This window comes from Yoonia maricola, assembly GCF_002797915.1.
Taxonomy (GTDB): Bacteria; Pseudomonadota; Alphaproteobacteria; order Rhodobacterales; family Rhodobacteraceae; genus Yoonia; species Yoonia maricola.
Genome location: NZ_PGTY01000001.1, coordinates 212252 through 233438, shown reverse-complemented (window position 1 = coordinate 233438; position 21187 = coordinate 212252). Strand labels below are relative to the sequence as shown.

Sequence of the window (21187 nt, the reverse complement as noted above, 5' to 3'; positions counted from 1 at the left end):
ACTATTGTTACATATAAATTTGCATGCTAGGCAAGTGGAAAGGCTGACTTCTGGGGAGGAGAATCAATGACCATCGTTCCGGTCACCAGCGCCGATCTTGAGCGGGCTGAGGTATCCTGGTTTTCCGCGCTCTGCTCTGATGACTATCAATTTCTGGGCGTACCCGATGGCGATCTGCGGTCGTCATGGGAACACTGCCGCGACATCGCTTTAACTGCTGAAAAACAGGGGTTTCGCAACATCCTTGCCCCCTCGTCCTATCAGGTCGGCCAAGACACACTGTCATTTGTCGCAGGCATGGCGCCTCTAACCGAAAAAATCAATTTCCTCGCCGCCATCCGCTGTGGCGAAGTGCAACCCATCATGCTGGCTCGCACCATCGCGACACTTGATCACATGCTCAAGGGCCGTCTGACGCTGAACGTGATCAGCTCTGATTTCCCCGGTGAAGTCGCTGAAAGCGCCTTCCGCTATAAGCGCTCTCACGAAGTTGTCGAAATTCTGCGCAAATGCTGGACGCAGGATGAGGTCAGCTATGATGGTGACATCTACCAGATATCAAAACTGACCACAGATCCCGCACGCCCGTACCAGCAAAACGGCGGTCCCCTTCTCTACTTTGGTGGCTATTCGCCGGCGGCGCTCGAACTCTGCGGTGCACAATGTGACGTCTATCTGATGTGGCCAGAGCCGATGGCACAGCTCGCACAGCGCATGAAGGATGTGAACGAACGGGCCGCAGCACATAATCGCACCCTCGATTACGGTTTGCGTGTGCATATGATCGTGCGCGACAGCGAACAGGAGGCAAAGGAATACGCCGACTACATCGCCTCAAAACTCGACGATGAATACGGCAAGCTGATCCGCGACCGCGCCCATGACAGCATCTCGCTTGGTGTCGCCCACCAAGCCAAGGCGCGCGAGTTGGCGGACAAATTCGGTTATGTCGAACCCGGCCTCTGGACCGGCGTCGGGCGCGCGCGTTCCGGCTGTGGTGCTGCATTGGTCGGCTCTACCGATCAGGTGATGAGCAAAATCGAGGCCTATCAAAAGATGGGCATCCGTGCTTTCATCTTCTCAGGCTACCCGCATATCGACGAGGCCGAACATTTTGGCGCACGCGTCATGCCGCATCTGAAAACCTGCTCGCTGCCGCATGACTATGGCCGCGTTCCAGCGGAAACACCCGCAACACCCCTTGGCACAGGACCCCGCCGTTAATGAACCGGATCAATATCACCAACGACCTTTCCTTCAGCCGCATCGTCTATGGGATGTGGCGGCTGGGCGATGACGAGGATACCTCTGTCGGCCATGTGCAAGCCAAGATCGAAGCCTGCCTCACGCAAGGCATCACAACCATGGATCAGGCCGATATCTATGGCGGCTACGAAGCAGAAGAAGTGTTGGGCAACGCATTGAAGGCCGCGCCTGCCCTCAAAGATCAGATCGAGATCGTGACCAAATGCGATATCGTGGCCCCCATGGGGCGCTATGCCGATGCCCGCGTCAAATATTACGACACCAGCCGCGCGCATATCCTTGCATCCGTTGATCATTCCTTGCGCCTGATGGATATCGACAAGATCGACACGCTACTGATCCACCGCCCCGATCCGATGATGGATCACCACGAAACCGGCGCGACCCTCGACGAAGTCGTGGCCTCTGGCAAGGTTCGCTCTGTTGGCGTGTCTAACTTCAAGCTGCATGACTGGACACTGCTGCAATCTGCAATGAAGACACCGCTGATCACCAATCAGATCGAACTGTCGCTGACAGCGCATCAAGGGTTCACCAACGGTGACGTCGCCTATCTGCAAGAACGGGGCGTGCCCATCATGGCATGGTCGCCTTTGGGCGGCGGCAGCTTGATGACGAGCGCCGGTGCTGCGCAAGATGCGCTGGCTAAGGTGGCCGCAGACCATGGCGTTGACAATGCCGCCGTTGCGGTTGCTTGGTTGTTGGCCCATCCGGCAAATATCATGCCGGTTATGGGAACAAATAATTTAAACCGTATCAATACCCTATCGGATGCTTTTAAGGTAAGTATGGACCGCCAGACCTGGTTCGAACTGTATACAGCCGCACTTGGCACGGAGGTCCCATAATGGACGCAGGCACCATCGCAACATTCGATCCCGGCACGGATTCCGACAGCTTTCGCGGTGCATTGGGCAGCTTCGTCACTGGCGTCACCGTCATCACGACCGATAGCCCCGAAGGCCCGGTCGCCATAGTGGCCAACAGTTTTGCCAGCGTGTCGCTTGACCCGCCTTTGGTGCTCTGGTCACCTGCAAAGTCGTCCAAAAGGTTTGAACATTTCGCAGGCTCACGACGCTTTGCCATCCATGTGCTGGGTGCCGATCAGCGCGATATCTGTGCCGCCATCATCAAATCCAAAACCGCTATCAGTGATGTGCCAACACATCTGTCTCATTGTGGCATGCCGATCATCGAAGGGGCACTGGCCACATTTGAATGCAATCTCGAAGCCACCCATGATGCAGGCGACCACGTCATCATCGTGGGCCGCGTGACCAAAGCACACCACCAGGGCGGTGATCCACTGGTGTTCCAAGGCGGCAGATACGGGGAATTCAACGCCACCTGATCTTCATCTTGGCCGGAAAACTCTGGGGAAGCCGCACAGCGGCGGGGGCAAAAACCCCCAAAATAACAAACAGTGGGCAATGTCCCGCAACATAAACAGGGGAGGAGCCGATGTCGGTCCTGTTTGGCCTTTTATGGCCGCTTGAACGGTTCAACACCGTGGTGCTTGCCATCGGCAAGATCATCGCGGTCATCGCGCTCGCCATCATGGTGACGCTGATCCTGGGCCAGGTTTTCTTCCGATATATTCTGAGCGACGCGCCGAACTGGACCGAAGAAGGTGCACGGTTCGGGATGCTCTGGATGACTGGTCTCATGGCGCCGCTGGCGTTCCGCATGGGCGGTTTCGTGTCCATTGATATGCTCGAACGCGCCCTGCCCCGTATGATCTCTGGCATCCTGACGCTGATCCTGCTGGGCATCGCCCTTTGGGTTTTGGTCGTGGCCTGGGATCGCGGGCTCAATAACCACGTTGATACACTTTCGGGCCGCGGCTGCTCATCCTCGTTGAAATGGCCCTTCGGGTTTGAGTACGGCAAATGCGGCAACAAGTTTCAGAACAATTTCCAATATGCCTCGCTTTGGGTCGGGGTGAACCTGCTGATCCTTGTGAATATTGAGCTGATCATCCGCCAAATCATCAAACTGATGGGCCGCGGGGATGAGCTGAACCCCCTCAGCGCCGATGATTTTCAGGGGGCCGACTGATGCTTTTATGGTTCCTGCCTCTCTTCCTGATCCTCATCATGATCGGCCTGCCGGTGGTCTTTGCACTGCTGGCCTCGCCCTTTGCGCTGATCATGCTCGAAGGCGACAACCGCAATGTCGTCGCAGGCCTCTACCGCAACCTTTACAACGGCATGGACAGCTTCCCGCTGATGGCGCTGCCCTTCTTCATGCTGGCAGGCGAGATTATGAACCGCGGTGGTATCACCCTGCGCCTCGTTGAATTTTCCCAAGCCTTCATGGGCCACCTGCGCGGTGGTCTGGCACATGTAAATATCCTGTCCTCAATGCTCTTTGCGGGGCTGTCCGGCTCCGCTGTCGCGGATACCTCCGCGCTGGGGTCCACCCTGATCCCCGCGATGGAAAAGAACGGCTACACCCGCAAATTCGCAGCCGCCATCACCGCCGCCTCCTCTGTCATCGGCCCGATCATCCCGCCCTCGGGCATCATGATCATCTACGCCTATGTGATGGGCGAAAGCGTAGCGTCCTTGTTTCTGGCCGGCATCGTGCCCGGCATCATGGTGGGTGCTGGTCTGATGGTCATGGTGCGCCTGATGGCTGACCGCTATGACCTGCCCAAGGCCGAACGGATCGTCACCAAGAATCAGGACATCACGCAAGTGGAATACTGGGTCAGCTTCGTGTTGCTGCGCATCAATGTCGGCGGCCTACTGCTGGCGATCTACAGTGGCCTATCCGCCCGCGTCGGCCTCGCCACCATCAATGAGGCCGGTGACAAGGTTCACAACCTCAATATCTGGATCGTGTTCCTCGCTTTGCTAGTCGCGGCACATTTCCTGCTGATGGGCTACCGTGGGCGTGTCAGTCATGACTTCCGCATGATCTGTAAGAAAGCCATCGCACCCCTGCAAACGCCGATCATCATCCTGGGCGGTATCCTCGTCGGCGTCTTCACCCCGACCGAGGCCTCGGCCATTGCCGTCGCTTACGCCCTGCTTGTCAGCTTCTTCGTGCTGCGCTCCATGAAACTGCGCGACCTTGGCGAGGTGCTGACCAAATCCGCGCTTGCTACCTCCGCGGTGTTGCTACTGGTCGGTGCAGCCGTGGCGTTCAAGACCGTGGTCAGCCTCAGCTACGCACCTCAAATCCTTAGCGACTATATCCTGTCGCTGTCAGAAAACCCGCTGATCCTGCTATTCCTCATCAACATCCTGCTGTTCATCGTGGGCATGTTCCTTGATGCAGGCCCTGCGATCATCATCCTAGGGCCAATCCTTGGCCCAATCTTCGTCGACCTTGGCGTGCACCCTGTGCATTTCGCGATCATCATGAGCGTAAATCTGACAGTGGGGTTGGCAACGCCCCCCATGGGGCTTGTGTTATTCGTGGCCAGTACGGTTTCGGGCGAAAAGGTCGAAACCATCGCCAAAGCCATCCTGCCATTCCTCGCGGTGGAAATCCTCGTGATCTTCCTGATCACCTATATCCCCGCCATTTCCATGACAGTGCCTTACCTCGCTGGCTTCCTGGGCTGCGGTCCAGAGGTCGGCTTTAGCGCTTGCATCAGCCCGGCACCGGGCATCAACTAACAGCATCAATAAGGGAGAAGATAATGCTGAAACAGTTCACCAAAATCGCGGCGACCGCTGCACTGCTGGCGACACCGCTGGCCGCCTGGGCACAGGATTTCACAATCCGCGCCACAGCCAACTCAAACGAGAACGACGAAGACTATGACGGTCTGGTCGTGTTCAAAAACTACGTAGAGGCAGCCTCCAACGGACGCATCGCGGTTGAGCTGTTCATCGGCACACAGCTTTGCGCAACGGGTGCAGAATGCCTCGAAGGTGTCTCCGAGGGCTCCATCGACGTCTACATCTCCACATCCGGCGGTGCCGCAGGCATCTTCCCATATGTGCAGGTGCTTGACCTGCCCTACCTGATGTCATCTGACCGTGTGGCCGAAGAAGTGCTATCGGGTGATTTCGTCCGCACCATGCGTGACAAGGCGCTTGAAGACAGCGGCAACACAATCCGCCTGATGACCATCGGCAACACCGGCGGCTGGCGCAACTTTGCCAACACCCAACGCCGCGTGACAGGCCCAGACGATATGGCTGGCCTGAAACTGCGCACTGTTGTGGCTGATCTGCCCGTGCAACTGGTTGAAGCCATGGGCGCATCCGCGACACCGATCCCGTGGCCAGAGCTGTTTACATCACTGCAAACCGGCGTTGTTGAGGGCACAGCAAACGGCATCACCGACATCATGGGCATGAAATTCCCAGATGCGGGCCTGCAGTACCTGACCCTTGATGGTCACTCCTACATGGGTGCGATGTGGTGGATGAACAATGACAACTTCCTCGCCATGCCAGAAGACCTGCGCCGCGTTGTTGTTGACGGTTTCTCTGCCTTGCAACAGGCGACATTCGCGTCACCCAAGCGCAAGTCAATCGAAGCCTATGAGGCCTTCGTTGCAGGCGGCGGCGACATCTATGTGCCAAGCCCAGAAGAGAAAGCCGCTTTCGCAGCAGCAGCAGCACCGGTGAACGACTGGTTCCGCGAAAACGTGGACGGCGGCGGCGACATGCTGGATGCATTGCAAGCAGCCGTGGCCGACGTTGAAGCCGAAATGGCCGAGGCTTATGCGAGCGACTTGAACTAGGGTTCAGAACACATGACAGGAAGGGCCGCCCGCGAGGGCGGCCCTTTTGCTGACAGGTTGGAAGTCTACTTCGAGCCCTCATTGACGGATGCTGCATTCTGCGCGAACGTCCGCTCTACCAATTGGAGCCCTTATGAAACTGCCTCTAAATGTTGATGTGTGGACACGACTGTACGGACCTTACGGCAATCGGTCCGTAAACGACTTGATTGCAAAGCTGGTAACCCGCTGGGACCCAGACGTTGCCGCAGAACTCTTTTGGGAGGAGCTTCATCATCAAGATGACATATATCCGTCGACCTTCGCTGCTTTACCTTGGTTATTGGGAGCCGCGCCTAAAAGTGGTGAATCTTTCGAAGACGCTTATTTGTTCTTTTCGCATGTGATTTACTGCGCATGTGCAAAGTTTGGAGCCAGCCCACGAGGTAAGTACCGAGGCCTCTCCACAAACATCAGTGATCATCATCACGCCTGGTTATCTGAAGGTGAGCGGCTTCGAGAGGACGACCTTCCGACGCTTCTGAAACTGGAAGAATGGTTCTCTGACAATGTCGCGAAAATGGCAGTGGATTGCCTGAACATTGTTGATGAAGATTTGACAAAAGCAGCGTACGCGCTGGAAGGTTTCGCTGCCTTCGAAGGTAGTGTGAGTGTTGCACGAGCGGCTCAAATGTTCGCGGACGGCGAAGAGAAAAAAATCATCGAACAGGAGATGGGCTTCTTTGGTGATACGGACGTACGAGTTGTCACCGCGTTGCAACCGCATATTTGCCATAGAAATGAAGAAATCATGGCTTTCTTGAATGATTTTCCACGACACAGTGACACTCCGCGCAATCCTTGAAATTGGAAATGTAAACGCGTCTTAAAACGGAAAGCCGCCATTGGCGCAACCGCAGCGAATTCACAATTCGTCCGCAATCCGCCCCCTCATCGAAACGGATACATCCACCCCCTATAATCATCGACCAACACCTCGGCCCGCGCCCGTTCTTCTGCCGTCAACCTTGGCGTAATCAACTCAAGCGAATCCAGCGCATCCGGGTCGCCACCTATTGCCGATAAAGCATACCAAAGGTAGGCTCTGACCATATCAGGGGCCGGTATCCCGCGTCCCACTTCATAGTACCACCCTAGCCCCGATTGCGCCCCTGCATGCCCTTTCAACGACGCCCGCAAATACCAGTCGAAGGCCCGCTCATCGTCGCGGTCAACCCCAAGGCCAAGCGCGTACATCACGCCAATCAGCTCTTCCGCTTCGGCATTGCCGGAACGCGCGTAAACCTCAAAAAGCGCGCGCGCCTCGGCGTAGTCGCCCGCCTCCATCAGATCACGTGCGACCTCCATATCGGCACGGGCTGGCGTCGCCAGAAGCAGCAGAACCGCACAGATGTATGTACAGGTTCTGTACGCTGTATGTACGCGATGCATACGGCACTCCTTGCGGTTCTTTTCAGCGCGGGTCTTGCAACAGCGCAGGGGATCAGCCCGGATGATTACATCCCCACAGACCCGGATCAAGCCCGCATCGGGCAGCTGTTGTTCTACGATAAGATCCTGTCAGGAAACAAGAATATCTCCTGCGGCACATGCCATCATCACGATCATGCAGGCGGCGATGGGCTATCACTGGGCATCGGCGAAGGTGGCGTTGGCGTCGGCCCTGAACGCACGGCAGGAACCGGTGCAGATGCGATCCGCAAACGCATCCCGCGCAATGCGCCAAGCCTTTGGAATTTAGGGCATAATGAGATTGAGACCCTGTTTCATGACGGGCGGCTGACGCGCTCTGATATCTACGGGAACGGCTTCGATTCACCCGCCGAAGAATGGCTGCCCCAAGGCCTTGATAACCTTGTTGCGGCGCAAGCCCTTTTCCCGATGATCGCTCAATTTGAGATGGCCGGAAACCCGCGCGAAAACGAAATCGCAGGGGCCACCCATGACCGGATTGATGTGGCATGGCCGATCATTGCTAAACGGGTGCGCACGATCCCCGCCTATGGGTCGATGTTCGTCCAAGCTTTTGACCATATTGAAGAACCCAGCGACGTCACCATCGTTGAAATCGGTAATGCGCTGGGTGCATTTATCATAAGCGAATGGCAATCATATGACAGCCCTTACGACAAATGGCTGACTGGCACACCCTTGCCGGTGGACGCCGAACGGGGCCGAGACCTTTTCTTCAATAGTCGCTGTGCATCCTGCCACGCAGGTGATCTGTTCACGGACCAAAGCTTTCACGCCCTTGGCTTGCCCGCATTCGGCCCCGGACGCACACGCCAATGGGACCAAATCTCGCGCGATGTCGGGCGTATGGCCGAAACAAATCTGGCAGAGGACGCCTATAAGTTTCGCACACCCTCACTGCGCAATGTGGCGCTGACCGCGCCATACGGCCACAATGGGGCCTACCCCACCCTAGCCGCCATGATCCGCCATCATGCGGACCCAATGGCGCAGCGCAGCGCATGGACCGTTGAACAAGCAGATCTGCCACATGTGCCATGGCTTGCTGCGGTGGATTTTGCGATCCGACAGGATGCCACTGAAATGGCCCGCCAAACCGCCGCGATCGACCTGCGGCCCATCGCGCTGACGGACGCTGAAATCGATGATCTGGTCGCGTTCCTCAACGCGTTGACCGGTGAGACCGCACACACCCGTCCCATGGGTCGCCCCGACACGGTCCCCAGCGGGCTACCTGTCGACTAGGGCTTTTTTTGGTCCCTTAATATTCCCGCCAGAGGCTCCGACAACAGCAACTCAATCAACCTGTACGGATCATCACGCCAAGATCAGCCACATTCGTTCCTGTGGCTTCTGTCATCAGCAAATCCCCCGCTTTTTCAAGCGCGGCATAACTGTCATTATTCGCCAATAACCCTTCAAGGTCATCAATCTTGTCGAGCGTATCCTGATCCACCAAACCGCCAGCCGCATCAGTTGGCCCATCGCGCCCATCGCTGCCCCCTTGCAGGCAGGTCCATTGCGTCCAGCCGCGTAGCGCTGCTTCCTGCGCAATCCTTAGCGCCAGTTCCTGATTGCGTCCGCCACGCCCGGTCCCGCGCAGCTTCACCGTGGTCTCCCCGCCCCAGATGGTCGTGCCCACTACCGCCTGATTGCAGATCAGGCGCGCAGCATCCGCCACATCGCCAACAATCGGCCGTGCAATCACATGCGCCTGACCCGCTGCCGTTTTCATCGCCGCAACGCTTTTACCGTTTGAGCCGACAAGAATGTTCGTCGCATCAGGGGGCGGCATCGGCGCATCCGCCGTTTCCAGATGCCCGCGAACAATCTGTGGCAAATCCCCCCAAAGCCCCGCATTGCGCAGCACGCTCACTGCATCCTGCGCTGTCCCAATTGGCCGGACCGTCGGCCCGCTGGCAATCGCCGACAGGTCATCGCCAATCACATCAGACAGGATCAAGGCCGTCACATGTTGCGGCGCAGCATGACGCAAAAACCCGCCACCCTTAATGTCAGACAGTTGCTGGCGGATCATGTTCATCGCGACGATATCAAGCCCTGAACCCAAAAGCAGTTCATTCACCCGCGCCTTATCCGCAAGGGTGATCCGCCCAGCCGGTGCAGGCAAAAGCGCGGATCCCCCGCCAGAGATCAGCGCAAGCACTGGTCCGTTGACGGCCCGCAATGCTGCAATCACAGCCCTGGCCGCATCTGCGCCGTTTTGATCTGGCACAGGATGTCCCGCCGCCATCACCTCAGCGCCGTCGAGTGGCTTCGCGTTTTCATAGTTGGTCACGACCAAACATCGCACCCCAACGCACCGTTCCAGAGCGGCCTTGGCCATCAGACGCGCGGCCTTGCCCACGGCGACAATCAAAGCCGGGTCTGGCACTTGATCCAACGCCCCCAGCACCGCCGCATAAGGATCAGCCGCCGCTACACCCGCATTGAAAATCCGCAATACTTCAGCGCGTTGGTCTTGCATGCCTGTCCCCTTTCCCGCCCGCCATCAAAACCGCCATTCGCTGCACAACCTGCAACTCCAACTCTGCCGATGGTGAGGCGTTGAGCGATGGCATCGAAAGCGCCACCAGCACCCGCGGCTGCGCCATTGCCAGCATCACATGTGTCGCGGAGTAGCGCGAAAACAAATAAGCGATATGATCGTCGGCAACAGCCCCCAATTGCGGCGGATCAACCCGGCGCAACACGGGCGCTGCCGCGAATATCTGCGCCAGCACTTCGTCTTGCAGATCCTTCAGGCTGTCTTCGCTCACAACCACTGCCCCTTCGACCAGCGGATGGTTTTGCAGATCACGCAGGAATGTCATCGGGTCATCGGTCTTTGCCGTAGCGAGATGGCGCAGCAACCCAAGGCTTTGCTCTTCGAGCTGCAACACACGTACATCCGTCAGGATAGCCACAACAAACAAGGCCGCCATGATCACGGCGATCGTCAGCAGGTATCCATCACGCCCTGCCCCGGCAAAGAGACCGATCATCGCGCCGACCAGCAGCGCGGCCCCAACCATCACACCCAGGTTAAGCAACGTTGCCCGGTGGCCCAGATGCGGACGCCCCAGCCCAATGGCTAACCAGCATAAAATGAGCACACCAAGTGCCGAAAACTGAACCGGCAGGCCGATGTAAAGCAGCAAAAAATCACCAGCAGCCAAGGGGATAAACAAGATCAATGACAAGCCCAAGCGCACAACCATCGCGTTTTCATTGGATGATAATGACGTCCTGTCGCGTGCCACAATCAACCAGCCCGACAGCACAAATCCAAGCAGCTGAAACCCAAGAAGCGCAAGCAAACGTGCAGGATCAATCGTGTCTGTATACCACAGTGATGATACCGCAAAAATCACAGCCCCGCCCCCGATCACCGCTTTGATCAGGGGCGGTGCATGGCGGCGCAGCAACCCTTCGGTCAGGATCAAAACGGCCAGCGGAATGATCGCCGCTGCAAGCAAGATCAGGATACGGAAAGCGTCAATCCCGGTCATGATCATCAAAACCCGACCTACAAAAAGCATCATCGTGATGCGTAGCCCAAAGAGGAAACGCCGGTTGATCGGGTCCCACGGATCACGACGCAGCAATACCCGTTGCAAGACGAAAAGCCCGACGAGCGCTGCGCAAGACAAAAAAAGCTCTGTGATAATCGTCGCGGCTGCAATCATCTTTTGCCTGTCCGATGAGGCCTCAGAATAGACCACGTTTGGGTGCTATCCGCCCAATGCACCGCGGGCAGCACAATCCGCTGCAACGCGATCAATCCAGCGGTCAACATCAGGCCAATAACGGCGGATTTGGGCACGTCCCGCGTCAGATACCTGCGCATCGCAGCCAGATCCATCTGGCCCAACTGCAGCACATCATCACCACGACCGTAATTAAGCGCCTCTTGGCAAAAGCTGTTGTAGCTTTCGATACGGTGCTTGGGCGCGGCCTCCCATGTCTTTTTCAGATCGTCTGATCCACCCGTATAGGCATCCGTGATCACAAAGCGTTCTTCATCAAAGCCAGCCTCAACACCTACCCCAAAAACATGCCGCTGCATGGCCATGATTTCACGTGCCAACAGCAGGTGGTTCAAGGTGCGCCGCCCGTTATGTGGGCTGGGCCAGACGTCGGAAAACATCTCGGTCACCATGCCCACGACTGCAGGCACTTGGGTAACATTGGAGACCCAGACCGGGCGAAACTGGCGGCGAAAGAAGATCAGAAAGCAGGTCAGACCATAAAGCACCCAAGACAGATTTTTGGACCGTTCATCGGCGTCGACCATAACAAGCCCAAGGTGCAGCATGTCCGTCGGATGCGGAGCTGTATCAAGTTTCATGACCGCCAATGCATTGAACGCCACCGGCGTACCATCGCGGCGCGATACCAGCGTGATGATCACCGCCTCCATCGCCTCTTTCTTGCCGGAAAATACCCCATAGGTCAGGCTGCCCGCCTCTAGCGTGCGCGCTGCAATACGCCGCAGATCAGCACTCAGAGCCGCAAGCGCAGCCTCATCCATCCACAGCCCAGGACGCTCGACGATACGCACGGTATAGTCTGCCCCGGTACGCAGGGTCACATCCATATATGTGCGTCCGAATGTCCTGAAAACTGTGCCGATCACCGTGCTACGCCTATCCCTGCCACCGACAGGTTAGGGATGCTGGGACGCAGGTACAAGGCTGCTTGATCACAGGGAACGGTTCACCAAATTCTCCAACCGGTCCTGACGGCCAAAGCGCGGTTCCGGGTTCGTGCCATCCGCCAAAACCTTGGCGGTAATGTGATCAAGGTCGTTGTATGAACCCTTTTATGTGACGGCAGGACCACCTTCAAAAAACCGGTCATGTCAGTCCTTGCAACGCAGCATAGCTGGCGCGGTATCTTGCGTGCGCCTCGCTAAAGGCGCTGGTAAGCGATGTGTCTGGGTCAATCGTGCGAGCAATCTGGGGCGGCGTTGCAATCTCGACCCCTGCGCCGGTTGCGGCCATCATGCCAAGGCGCGCGGCACCGAATGCGCCACCAAAATCACCTGCCACAGGCAATGCAATGGGCATATCAAGCGAAGTCGCCATGGCCTGTATCCAGTAGTCGGACTTCGATCCACCACCGACGGCGATCAAACGGTTGATCTGGGTGCCAGTGGCCGAAAGGGCGTCAAAGCAGTCGCGCATGGCGTGGGTCACGCCTTCCAGTACCGCACGGGTCATTGCCGCTTGGTTTATGCTGTGGTCGAGATGTAGGAACGATCCGCGAATGCTGGCATCATTATGCGGTGTCCGCTCGCCCCCCAGATAAGGCAAAAACAAGGTGCGTTCAGGGGCTTGGAGCGGACCGAGAACACGCGTCAGGGTGGCCGCGGGTTTGTCGGCGATCTGCGCAAACCAATTCAGCGCATCAGCCGCGGCAAGAATCACCCCCATCTGGTGCCATGTATCGGGGAGCGCGTGGCAGAACGTATGCACAGCTGTCGCCGCGTCGGGCTGATAGACATCGCAGGCAGCAAAGAGTACGCCGGACGTGCCAAGCGACACAAACGCATCGCCCGCTTTCACGACGCCCACGCCAACAGCGCTCGCCGCATTATCCCCACCGCCGCCAGCAACGACAGCGCCTTTGGGCAGCCCCCAGCGTTCGGCCAAAGCGTCACGGACCTGCCCTGAAACCTCGGATCCTTCAACCAAGCGCGGCATCTGCACGCGGCTCATACCCGTCGCGGCCAGCAGATCGTCGGACCAATCACGCTTGCCAACATCCAGCCAGCTGGTGCCTGCAGCGTCCGACATTTCAGCCGCAGCCTCACCCGTAAGCCAAAGGCGCAGGTAGTCTTTGGGCAGCAAGACACGGGCAACCTTGGCAAACACCTGCGGTTCATGCTTTGCAACCCACATCAATTTCGGCGCGGTGAAGCCGGGGAAAACGATGTTGCCTGTCAGCGTGCGAAATCGTGGATCGTCATCCAATGCGGCTGCTTCAGCTGCTGACCGCGTGTCGTTCCACAAAATGCAAGGCCGCAACACCTGATCGTCCGCATTCAGCAAAGTGGCCCCGTGCATCTGCCCCGATAGGCCAATGCCGCGCACCGACGAAAGCGACCTCTGCGCGCCAAGCGCTTTCATCACAGCGTCTGCGGCTTCCAGCCAATCTGCGGGGGCTTGTTCTGACCAACCGGGTGCAGGACGTGTGGCGTTCAAAGGCGCTGTCGCCTCGGCCACAATCGCCTGTGCATCATTGACTAAAACAGCCTTAAGACCGGAGGTTCCCAGATCAAGACCGATATACATCACGCAGCCTTTTTAGGATTCTTACCCATGATGATCATCGACAGAATGTCGTCTTCAGTGACGTCCTCAACCCGCTCTGTCCCGATCAACTGACCGTTTTTCATCACAGACACACGGTCACAAAGGTCCATCATCTCGCGCGTGTCGTGGCTGATCAGAAAGATGCCGAGGCCTTGCGCCTTCAGCTCTTTAATCAGGTCCGCAACCATCGCGGTTTCATGCACACCGAGCGCCGCTGTCGGCTCATCCATGATCAGAATGCGGGCGTTGAAATAGACCGCACGCGCAATCGCCACCGACTGCCGCTGACCGCCGGACAAGGATCGCACAGGTTCCGAGAAACGCTGGAAGTTCGGGTTCAGCCGCGCCATGATCTTACGCGACTCTGCTTCCATCGCCGTATCATCGACCAGACCGAATTTTGTGGTGATCTCACGACCCAAGAACAGGTTCGACGCAGCATCAAGATTATCGGACAGCGCAAGCGTCTGATAAATCGTTTCGATGTTATGCTCTCGCGCATCAATCGGGCTGTTGATCTCAACCTTTTTACCGTCCACGAAAATCTCGCCTGCGTCTTTCTTATAGGCACCGGACAGAATTTTGATCAGTGTCGATTTACCCGCCCCGTTGTGGCCCAGAAGGCCCACGACTTCGCCAGGCATCACGTCGATCGACACATCATCAACCGCCTTGATCCCGCCAAAATGGATCGAGATGTTGCGCATTTCCAAAAGTGGGGTGCTCATCATGCGTCTCCTGTTTTGCGGCGGTAGACAATGTCGATCCAGACAGCAAGGATCAGCACGCCACCGACGATCATGTTTTGCAGCGGCGAGTCGACGCCCACCATGCCCATGCCGGATACGAGCGCCTGCATGATCAGCGCCCCAAGGATGGCCCCGTAGATCGTACCGACGCCACCGGCCAATGCGGTGCCACCAATCACGGCCGCTGCAATGACGCGCAGTTCGTCCAGCTCACCCAACGAAGACCCAGCGGACCCAAGACGGGCCGAGGCGATGACCGCAGCGATGGCTGTCAGCGCACCCATCAAGGCAAAGACCTTGACCGTCAGCCAGCGGGTGTTGATGCCAGAGAGTTCGGCTGCATCAGGGTTGCCGCCCATGGCAAAAACGTATCGGCCAAAGCGGGTTTTCTTGGCAATGATGCTCATCGCAATTGCAACGGCAAGAACGATAAGAACCGAAATTGGGAAACCGTATGCTTCTGTATAACCTTCGGGCATCTCCAAGCCGTCTGCAGCAAAGCGGCGTTCCAGAATGCGCGTTGGTACCAGATAGGCATTCATAATCGCCGTTACGCCACAAATAGCACCCACAAGAATCGCGCCCAGCGCGTATTCAGCCCAGAGCGGTTTGACCGCGAAGTCGTGGCTGATGTGCTTGCGCCGCGTGTTGATCAGGAAAAGGATCGTCAGGATCGAGCCGACAATCGCCAATGCCCAGCTTGCCGTGACACCAATCGTCCCGGATGCGCCACCCAGCTTGATAAAGGTCGGATCAAGCGGCGAAATCGTGGTCCCCTTGGACACCCACCAAGCGCCACCACGCCAGATCAAGAGACCGCCCAAAGTAACAATAAAGGATGGGATCGTCAGATAGCCGATCAGCCAGCCTTGAAACCCTCCGATTGCGGCCCCCAGCAGCAGGCCGATAATCACAGTAATGATCCAGATCGATGGGTTCCCGAAACCAACGATATCGGGCAGGATTTGCACCTGAATGACACCCATCAACATTCCGATGATACCAAGCAACGACCCAATGGACAGATCAATGTTGCGGGTCACAATGACAAAAACCATCCCCGTCGCCATCACCGCAACCGATGCAGTCTGCAACGTGAGCGTAAACAGGTTGCGCGGCGTCAGGAATGTACCCCCGGTTGCCACGTGAAACACCAAAGAGATGACGATAAAGGCACCTATCATGCCCAGCAATCGCGTATCAATCTGCAGTGTTTTGATTAAATTCCCAAGTCCGCCCGACATTGGCTCCCTCCCCTTCAGCCCTTTGGCAGGACCGTCTTGTTAGCAAGCCCCACCCGCCTTGGCGGATAGGGCTTATATCGTATGGCGCCCGCTTATTCGCAGACTGCGAGGCCCGAGACACCCTGACAAAGAACGTCTTTTTCGATCCAGCCTGCATCCAGAACAAGGTTCAGGTTGTCTTGTGTGATCGGCTGTGGGGCCAACAGCATGGAGGTAACGGTCACACCGCCTGGCGATGTGAATTCAGCAGCGCCTGCGACGTCAGCCATAGACGTACCACCAGCCAGCGCGACAGCGATCTCACCTGCATTGCGGCCCAGCTCACGGCTGTCTTTCCACACGGATACAGTTTGCGTGCCAAGCGCTACACGGTTCAGCGCGGCATGGTCACCATCCTGACCGGACACCGGCAGACCGTCCATACCCTGCGAGGCAAGAGCCGCCACAACACCACCAGCGGTACCGTCGTTAGATGCTACAACCGCATCAACTTCGTTGTTGGTCTGCGTCAGGATCTGCTCCATGTTGCGCTGCGCATTCGATGGCTGCCAGCCATCAGTATAGGCTTCACCCACAACAGTGATTGCACCGCTGTCGATGGCGGCTTGCAGCACCTCTTGCTGGCCGCCACGCAGGAAGTCAGAGTTCGGGTCAGTTGGTGAGCCCTTGATGAAGACATAGTTGCCTTCCGGCTGTGCTTCAAACACCGCTGCGGCCTGCATCCGGCCCACTTCAACGTTGTCGAATGTCAGATAGAATGCGCGTGGGTCCTCGATCAGACGGTCATAGCCGATAACGGGGATGCCAGCGGCCTCTGCGGCATCAAGTGCCGGACCAATAGACGCACCGTCTTGCGCAAGAATGATCAGCGCATCAACGCCTTGTGTGATCAGGCTTTCAACATCTGCCAACTGCTTGGTTGCAGAAGATTGCGCATCGGCAGACAGATACTCAGCACCTGCAGCTTCGAGCGCGCCCAGCATGGCAGCTTCGTCGGTTTTCCAACGCTCTTCCTGAAAGTCCGACCAGCTGACGCCTACGGTGACGCTGTGACCATCGGCAAATGCAGCGGTGGTGACACCAGCAGCGACGATGGCCGCGGCAATAACGGATTTATGCATATTTTCCTCCCTAAGTGTGCCCCATGCATTGGGGCGCGGGCCTTTTGACCCCATGTCAATCAGCATGACTTATTAAATTCAGTTGTCAAAATAAAATTTGCCGCAAAATACAAAAATAAGGCTTTGAACTCGCCGAATTATTGGGCAAGTTAGAAAAATAGGTGTGTTTTATGAGTTTCTTTGACAAAATTAATTCAAGGTCTGAACTATGTATGATGTCATAGCAGAAGAAGACAACGAATCGGAGGCGACGGCTGGCTGTGGCCCATTGTTGTCAACAGACACCCCCGACGCCAAGCCCCTGCGGCAACAAGTTTTTGAACATGTCCGCGCCGCCGGCCGCGCCGCGCGCACGGATATGACGCGAGCCATAGGGATCAGTGCAGGCTCTGCCACCACCCTGACCGCTGATTTGATCAGCGCAGGTTTGTTGCGCGAGGTCGAAGGATTGCCCCGCGAAGCAGGGCGTGGCAGACCCCCGGTCGCGCTCGAAGTGGTGCCAGAGGCCCGCTATGTCATCGGGATCAAACTCTCTGACGAAACACACTCTGCGGTGTTGACAGACTTTGCTGGTCGTATCGTGGCCCATGCAACCCTGCCATCGGCACCGGGGCGCAAATCGCTGAATGCACTGTTGGAAGAGATCGATGTGCTGATGGACCTGGCATTGAAAGAGGCTGGCAAACCACTGTCAGATATCTCTGCCGTGGGCATCGGGATGCCCGGCATCGTTGATCATGACACTGGCACCGTGTCCTGGTCGCCCTTTCTGACCGTACCGGATATTGATCTGCGTTCCGCCTTTCTGTCGCGCTTTGGTGTCCCGGTGCATGTGGACAACGACACCAACGTCCTAAGCCTTGCAGAGCTTTGGTTTGGCGCGGGGCGGTCGATTTCCGATTTTGCCGTGGTCACAATCGAAAACGGCGTCGGCATGGGGCTGGTGCTGGACAACCGCCTGTTCCGTGGCGCACGCGGGATGGGGTTGGAGTTGGGCCATACCAAAGTGCAACTGGATGGCGCGCTTTGCCGTTGCGGCCAGCGCGGCTGCCTTGAGGCTTATCTGGCTGACTACGCCCTCGCCCGCGAGGCAGCAACTGCCCTGCACCGCGATCCACGCATGTTGCAGAGCCCCAGTGAAATGCTTGAGGCGCTGTTCGCTCAGGCGAAATCCGGGAATGAGGCAGCGCGCACGATTTTCCGCCGCGCGGGCCGCTACCTTTCTGCCGGGCTTTCGAACGTGGTCCAACTGTTTGACCCCGGCCTGATCATCCTGTCAGGTGAACGAATGCAATATGACTTCCTCTATTCAGAAGAGGTGCTTGCCGAGATGCAGAAACTGACCCTTAGTGATGGGCGCACGCCCTGTAAGGTCGAAATTCACGCATGGGGCGGGATGATCTGGGCACGCGGTGCAACTGCGCTTGCTCTTGAGGCCGTGACAGACGCCGCCTTGGGCGAGGCGCGCGCATGATCCGCATTCTGGCAGCCCTTCTTGCAGCCAGCCCCGCTATCGCTGACCCGCTATTCAAGGATCGTTCGGATGGGCTGCCAGAGCATATCTATGATGGCGGCTGGGAACATTTTGTAGGTGGTGGTATCGCCGTCTTTGACTGCAACGGCGATGATCTGCCCGATCTTTTTGCCGCAGGGGGTGCGAACCCTGCCAAGCTGATGGTCAATGAGGGTGACTTTCGGTTCAATGCCGCCCCTCTTGATGACATTACCGGCGTCACTGGCGCTTACCCGCTGGACATCAATGGCGATGGGGCGATGGATCTGTTTGTAATGCGCGTGGGCCAGAACCAGTTGATGATGGGGGATGGCACCTGTGGCTTTGCCGAAGGTAGCTTTTTGCCGCCTTCGGATGATTGGACAACAGCCTTTTCAGCATGGTGGGACGCCGACGACATCCTGACCATGGCCGTTGGCAACTATGTTGATCGCGCGGATCCCGAAGGTCCGTTTGGGGCGTGTGATGACAACTATATCCTGCGACAAGGCCAAGGCGATTATTTCGCGACCCCTCTGACACCCGGTTTTTGCCCGCTTTCGATACTCGCGGCCAATGATGCCCGTGGGCGACCCACCTTACGTATCTCTAACGACCGCCACTATTATGTCCGCGGGGGCTATGAACAGATGTGGGACATCACAGATCAGAGGTTTCTAGGGGAAGAGGATGGCTGGCAAAACATCTCTCTCTGGGGCATGGGCATTGCCAGCCGTGATCTGACCGGCGATGGCCGGGACGAGGTCATGCTGACCTCAATGGGCGATCAGCTGATGCAAATCGCAGGTGCCGATGGCACCTATGCCCCCGCCCCCTTCACAATCGGGACCTATGCCCAGCGTCCCCATACGGGCGATGACGGGCGGCCTTCGACCGGGTGGCACGCTGAATTCGCCGATATCGATAACGATGGCCGCGCTGATTTGTTTATTGCAAAGGGCAATGTCGATCAGATGCCGGGTTTGGCGATCAATGACCCCAACAACCTGCTGATGCAGAACTCTGATGGCACCTTTCGTGAAACCGCCGCGACTGCTGGTGTCGCAACAAAGGAACGGTCACGCGGCGCCGCTTTGGCCGATTTCGATAGTGACGGGCGATTGGATCTGGTGGTGATGAACCGGCGCGCGCGCATGGAGCTTTACCGCAATGTAACGCCGGATACAGGTGATTGGCTGGCCGTCGCACTGGGGCAACCGGGCCATAATGTGAACGCAATAGGCGCAACCGTTGTGGTCGAGAACGGCGATCAAAGCCAAAGCCAGCAAGTGACCGTGGGTGGCGGGCATGCGGGTGGAAAGGCGCTGCCTTTGCATTTTGGGTTGGGTGCCGCGTCAGAAGTACTGGTCAATGTGACATGGCCTGACGGCATAATAACGACGCACCAAGGCCCTGCAAACGAAACGCTGCGCATCGACCGCTAGCCGGGGGTGTCCACAGACAAGCCACTGGGAACAGTTGTGGGAACACCCAACCGGTCCTGTGTCGCCGCCGGGTCCGTCAGCGTATCAAGGAAGGCCAGTAAAGCGGTTAAATCTGCCTCACTGATATCACGCACCTCATAGGTCACCGCTGCCGCAATCGCTTCTGCGTCTGCCAAACCCCGCGCATCATCCACGGGCAGGTCTGGCAAGACAGCAGCGCTCAGATCGTAGTTTTGCAATCCGTTTATCGGATCAAGATGCGCTGCAACAAAGCTACGTAAATCCGCATGCGCACCGGCGTGCCCATAAGGCGCGGTCAATGCGATATTGCGCAACGACGGCGTCCGAAAAGCGTAGAGGTCGGCGGGATCACCTGTAACCCGGAACCGCCCTTCATCAAGGGCATGGCTTTCAAAGCGTGCCGCCTTACCGGGGCCGATCTGAGGCGCAGCCATCGCATGAAATGCATGGTCCGTCAGAAACGGACCGCTGTGGCAACTAGCGCATCCTGCATCGCCATAAAACAGGGTCATCCCTGTTGCGGCGGGTTCCGGCAAGGTCGCCTCACCCCGCAGCACTGCATCGAAGGGTGCAGTGTCAGAGCGCCATTCGAAAGCCATGAATGCCGCAATGGCGTTTGAGATATCTGCGAATGTGATCTGATCGGGCGCATCAATATGATCGTAGACCGCTGTAAATGACCCCGCATAGGCAGGAACATCACCCACCCGCCGTGCAATGATATCCCAAGCCCCGCCCTGCCCCGTAATCACGCCCCGGCGCACAGCTTGCGCGACATCGTTTTCGCTGTAATGCCCTGCCATTTCATCGGGGCTAAGCACCGGGAACATGGTTTGCGCTGACAAAAGCGAGGCAAAGCCAGTGACCATATCGGCATCCAGCGGCGTGCGCAGACCGCCGGGGCGGTCCGGGTCCACCTCAATCCGGCCGTCATGGAAAAGAACAGTGAACTCGTGCGCGCCAAGGTTAAACAGAGCGGGCGAATTTCGCGGAATGCGCTGTTCGGGCATATTGGCCGGATCGGCGACACGTTGCGGCCCAAGGCCGATACCGCCGTCGCCCATACCCAACGATAACCCATCACCCGTCCCAAAGGCCGGATGATGACAGGTCCCACAAGATACATTGCGGTTCCCGGACAAGATTGGATCATAAAACAAAAGCTGGCCTAAACGGGCCTCTGCGGCATCCACGGGCGCGAAATCAGCGTCGGTTAGTGGAGCGGGCAATTCACCGGCAGATGCAGCAGCTGCGATCATCACCATTGCCATACTCATCACTATCCGCATCACCTACCTGCCCTTGCCTTGGGCTATGGTTAGCATGGATGGGCCAACGTACAAGTGCG

Annotated in this window: 19 protein-coding genes; 10 read left to right on the top strand and 9 right to left on the bottom strand. The window is 57.4% G+C overall.

The features are described 5' to 3' along the window. Window positions 1–66 precede the first annotated feature (66 nt). The 7 genes from BC777_RS01195 to BC777_RS01165 all read left to right on the top strand — a co-directional run bounded on the left by BC777_RS01195 (window position 67) and on the right by BC777_RS01165 (window position 6818). Complete coding sequence (locus BC777_RS01195) at window positions 67–1224, top strand: LLM class flavin-dependent oxidoreductase (protein ID WP_100366343.1); 1158 nt, start codon at window positions 67–69, stop codon at window positions 1222–1224. Continuing rightward, entirely contained in the window at window positions 1224–2114 is an 891-nt protein-coding gene (locus BC777_RS01190) for an aldo/keto reductase (RefSeq protein WP_100366342.1), read from the top strand. The genes BC777_RS01195 and BC777_RS01190 overlap by 1 nt, the downstream gene beginning before the upstream one ends. Then, entirely contained in the window at window positions 2114–2617 is a 504-nt protein-coding gene (locus BC777_RS01185) for a flavin reductase family protein (RefSeq protein WP_211095317.1), read from the top strand. The genes BC777_RS01190 and BC777_RS01185 overlap by 1 nt, the downstream gene beginning before the upstream one ends. Before the next feature lie 110 nt (window positions 2618–2727). Further along, window positions 2728–3324, top strand: coding sequence for a TRAP transporter small permease (locus BC777_RS01180; protein ID WP_100366341.1), 597 nt, complete (start codon window positions 2728–2730; stop codon window positions 3322–3324). Then, on the top strand, window positions 3324–4895 hold the full coding sequence (locus BC777_RS01175) for a TRAP transporter large permease (protein ID WP_100366340.1): 1572 nt from the start codon (window positions 3324–3326) through the stop codon (window positions 4893–4895). Before BC777_RS01180 ends, BC777_RS01175 begins: the two co-directional genes overlap by 1 nt. Before the next feature lie 23 nt (window positions 4896–4918). Continuing rightward, window positions 4919–5974, top strand: coding sequence for a TRAP transporter substrate-binding protein (locus BC777_RS01170; protein WP_100366339.1), 1056 nt, complete (start codon window positions 4919–4921; stop codon window positions 5972–5974). 133 nt (window positions 5975–6107) lie between these two features. Then, on the top strand, window positions 6108–6818 hold the full coding sequence (locus tag BC777_RS01165) for a hypothetical protein (RefSeq protein WP_100366338.1): 711 nt from the start codon (window positions 6108–6110) through the stop codon (window positions 6816–6818). 86 nt (window positions 6819–6904) lie between these two features. Here BC777_RS01165 and BC777_RS01160 read toward each other — a convergent pair whose 3' ends face one another. Continuing rightward, complete coding sequence (locus tag BC777_RS01160) at window positions 6905–7405, bottom strand: tetratricopeptide repeat protein (protein WP_100366337.1); 501 nt, start codon at window positions 7403–7405, stop codon at window positions 6905–6907. Here BC777_RS01160 and BC777_RS01155 point away from each other — a divergent pair. After that, window positions 7400–8692 (top strand): cytochrome-c peroxidase, encoded by a 1293-nt coding sequence (locus tag BC777_RS01155; protein ID WP_100366336.1) that lies wholly within the window; start codon window positions 7400–7402, stop codon window positions 8690–8692. The two genes, BC777_RS01160 and BC777_RS01155, sit on opposite strands and share 6 nt — an antisense overlap. A 55-nt stretch (window positions 8693–8747) precedes the next feature. Here BC777_RS01155 and BC777_RS01150 read toward each other — a convergent pair whose 3' ends face one another. The 7 genes from BC777_RS01150 to xylF form a co-directional block, all read right to left on the bottom strand. Further along, on the bottom strand, window positions 8748–9935 hold the full coding sequence (locus BC777_RS01150; protein WP_100366335.1) for a glycerate kinase type-2 family protein: 1188 nt from the start codon (window positions 9933–9935) through the stop codon (window positions 8748–8750). Next, window positions 9916–11136, bottom strand: coding sequence for a hypothetical protein (locus BC777_RS01145; protein WP_168769036.1), 1221 nt, complete (start codon window positions 11134–11136; stop codon window positions 9916–9918). Before BC777_RS01145 ends, BC777_RS01150 begins: the two co-directional genes overlap by 20 nt. Further along, window positions 11133–12047, bottom strand: a complete 915-nt coding sequence (locus tag BC777_RS01140) for a hypothetical protein (protein ID WP_245834103.1) — start codon at window positions 12045–12047, stop codon at window positions 11133–11135. The genes BC777_RS01145 and BC777_RS01140 overlap by 4 nt, the downstream gene beginning before the upstream one ends. Window positions 12048–12306: 259 nt before the next feature. Then, on the bottom strand, window positions 12307–13746 hold the full coding sequence (xylB, locus tag BC777_RS01135) for a xylulokinase (protein ID WP_100366333.1): 1440 nt from the start codon (window positions 13744–13746) through the stop codon (window positions 12307–12309). Further along, the gene (locus BC777_RS01130; protein WP_008234292.1) at window positions 13746–14495 is read right to left on the bottom strand and encodes an ATP-binding cassette domain-containing protein; all 750 of its coding nucleotides are present in this window, start codon (window positions 14493–14495) and stop codon (window positions 13746–13748) included. Before BC777_RS01130 ends, xylB begins: the two co-directional genes overlap by 1 nt. Beyond that, window positions 14495–15760: a sugar ABC transporter permease gene (locus BC777_RS01125; protein WP_100366332.1), complete on the bottom strand. Its 1266-nt coding sequence runs from the start codon at window positions 15758–15760 to the stop codon at window positions 14495–14497. The genes BC777_RS01130 and BC777_RS01125 overlap by 1 nt, the downstream gene beginning before the upstream one ends. Before the next feature lie 92 nt (window positions 15761–15852). After that, window positions 15853–16881 carry a D-xylose ABC transporter substrate-binding protein gene (gene xylF, locus BC777_RS01120; protein ID WP_211095316.1) on the bottom strand — a complete coding sequence of 343 codons (1029 nt, stop codon included), beginning with the start codon at window positions 16879–16881 and terminating at the stop codon, window positions 15853–15855. Between the two features lie 208 nt (window positions 16882–17089). On the opposite strand from xylF, the gene BC777_RS01115 reads away from it, so the two are divergent. Both BC777_RS01115 and BC777_RS01110 read left to right on the top strand, forming a co-directional pair. Then, window positions 17090–18355, top strand: coding sequence for an ROK family protein (locus BC777_RS01115; RefSeq protein WP_100366331.1), 1266 nt, complete (start codon window positions 17090–17092; stop codon window positions 18353–18355). Next, window positions 18352–19818: a CRTAC1 family protein gene (locus BC777_RS01110; protein WP_100366330.1), complete on the top strand. Its 1467-nt coding sequence runs from the start codon at window positions 18352–18354 to the stop codon at window positions 19816–19818. The genes BC777_RS01115 and BC777_RS01110 overlap by 4 nt, the downstream gene beginning before the upstream one ends. Here the strand turns inward: BC777_RS01110 and BC777_RS01105 are convergent. After that, window positions 19815–21116 carry a cytochrome-c peroxidase gene (locus tag BC777_RS01105; RefSeq protein WP_245834101.1) on the bottom strand — a complete coding sequence of 434 codons (1302 nt, stop codon included), beginning with the start codon at window positions 21114–21116 and terminating at the stop codon, window positions 19815–19817. The genes BC777_RS01110 and BC777_RS01105 overlap by 4 nt on opposite strands. Window positions 21117–21187 lie beyond the last annotated feature (71 nt).

Excerpts from the sequence above, each read along its gene's own strand:
- BC777_RS01195 (WP_100366343.1), top strand. The coding sequence starts at position 67 with ATGACCATCGTTCCGGTCACCAGCGCCGATCTTGAGCGGGCTGAGGTA.
- BC777_RS01190 (WP_100366342.1), top strand. The coding sequence starts at position 1,224 with ATGAACCGGATCAATATCACCAACGACCTTTCCTTCAGCCGCATCGTC.
- BC777_RS01185 (WP_211095317.1), top strand. The coding sequence starts at position 2,114 with ATGGACGCAGGCACCATCGCAACATTCGATCCCGGCACGGATTCCGAC.
- BC777_RS01180 (WP_100366341.1), top strand. The coding sequence starts at position 2,728 with ATGTCGGTCCTGTTTGGCCTTTTATGGCCGCTTGAACGGTTCAACACC.
- BC777_RS01175 (WP_100366340.1), top strand. The coding sequence starts at position 3,324 with ATGCTTTTATGGTTCCTGCCTCTCTTCCTGATCCTCATCATGATCGGC.
- BC777_RS01170 (WP_100366339.1), top strand. The coding sequence starts at position 4,919 with ATGCTGAAACAGTTCACCAAAATCGCGGCGACCGCTGCACTGCTGGCG.
- BC777_RS01165 (WP_100366338.1), top strand. The coding sequence starts at position 6,108 with ATGAAACTGCCTCTAAATGTTGATGTGTGGACACGACTGTACGGACCT.
- BC777_RS01155 (WP_100366336.1), top strand. The coding sequence starts at position 7,400 with ATGCATACGGCACTCCTTGCGGTTCTTTTCAGCGCGGGTCTTGCAACA.
- BC777_RS01160 (WP_100366337.1), bottom strand. The coding sequence starts at position 7,405 with ATGCATCGCGTACATACAGCGTACAGAACCTGTACATACATCTGTGCG.
- BC777_RS01150 (WP_100366335.1), bottom strand. The coding sequence starts at position 9,935 with ATGCAAGACCAACGCGCTGAAGTATTGCGGATTTTCAATGCGGGTGTA.
- BC777_RS01145 (WP_168769036.1), bottom strand. The coding sequence starts at position 11,136 with ATGATTGCAGCCGCGACGATTATCACAGAGCTTTTTTTGTCTTGCGCA.
- BC777_RS01140 (WP_245834103.1), bottom strand. The coding sequence starts at position 12,047 with ATGGATGTGACCCTGCGTACCGGGGCAGACTATACCGTGCGTATCGTC.
- xylB (WP_100366333.1), bottom strand. The coding sequence starts at position 13,746 with ATGTATATCGGTCTTGATCTGGGAACCTCCGGTCTTAAGGCTGTTTTA.
- BC777_RS01130 (WP_008234292.1), bottom strand. The coding sequence starts at position 14,495 with ATGAGCACCCCACTTTTGGAAATGCGCAACATCTCGATCCATTTTGGC.
- BC777_RS01125 (WP_100366332.1), bottom strand. The coding sequence starts at position 15,760 with ATGTCGGGCGGACTTGGGAATTTAATCAAAACACTGCAGATTGATACG.
- xylF (WP_211095316.1), bottom strand. The coding sequence starts at position 16,881 with ATGCATAAATCCGTTATTGCCGCGGCCATCGTCGCTGCTGGTGTCACC.
- BC777_RS01115 (WP_100366331.1), top strand. The coding sequence starts at position 17,090 with ATGTATGATGTCATAGCAGAAGAAGACAACGAATCGGAGGCGACGGCT.
- BC777_RS01110 (WP_100366330.1), top strand. The coding sequence starts at position 18,352 with ATGATCCGCATTCTGGCAGCCCTTCTTGCAGCCAGCCCCGCTATCGCT.
- BC777_RS01105 (WP_245834101.1), bottom strand. The coding sequence starts at position 21,116 with ATGAGTATGGCAATGGTGATGATCGCAGCTGCTGCATCTGCCGGTGAA.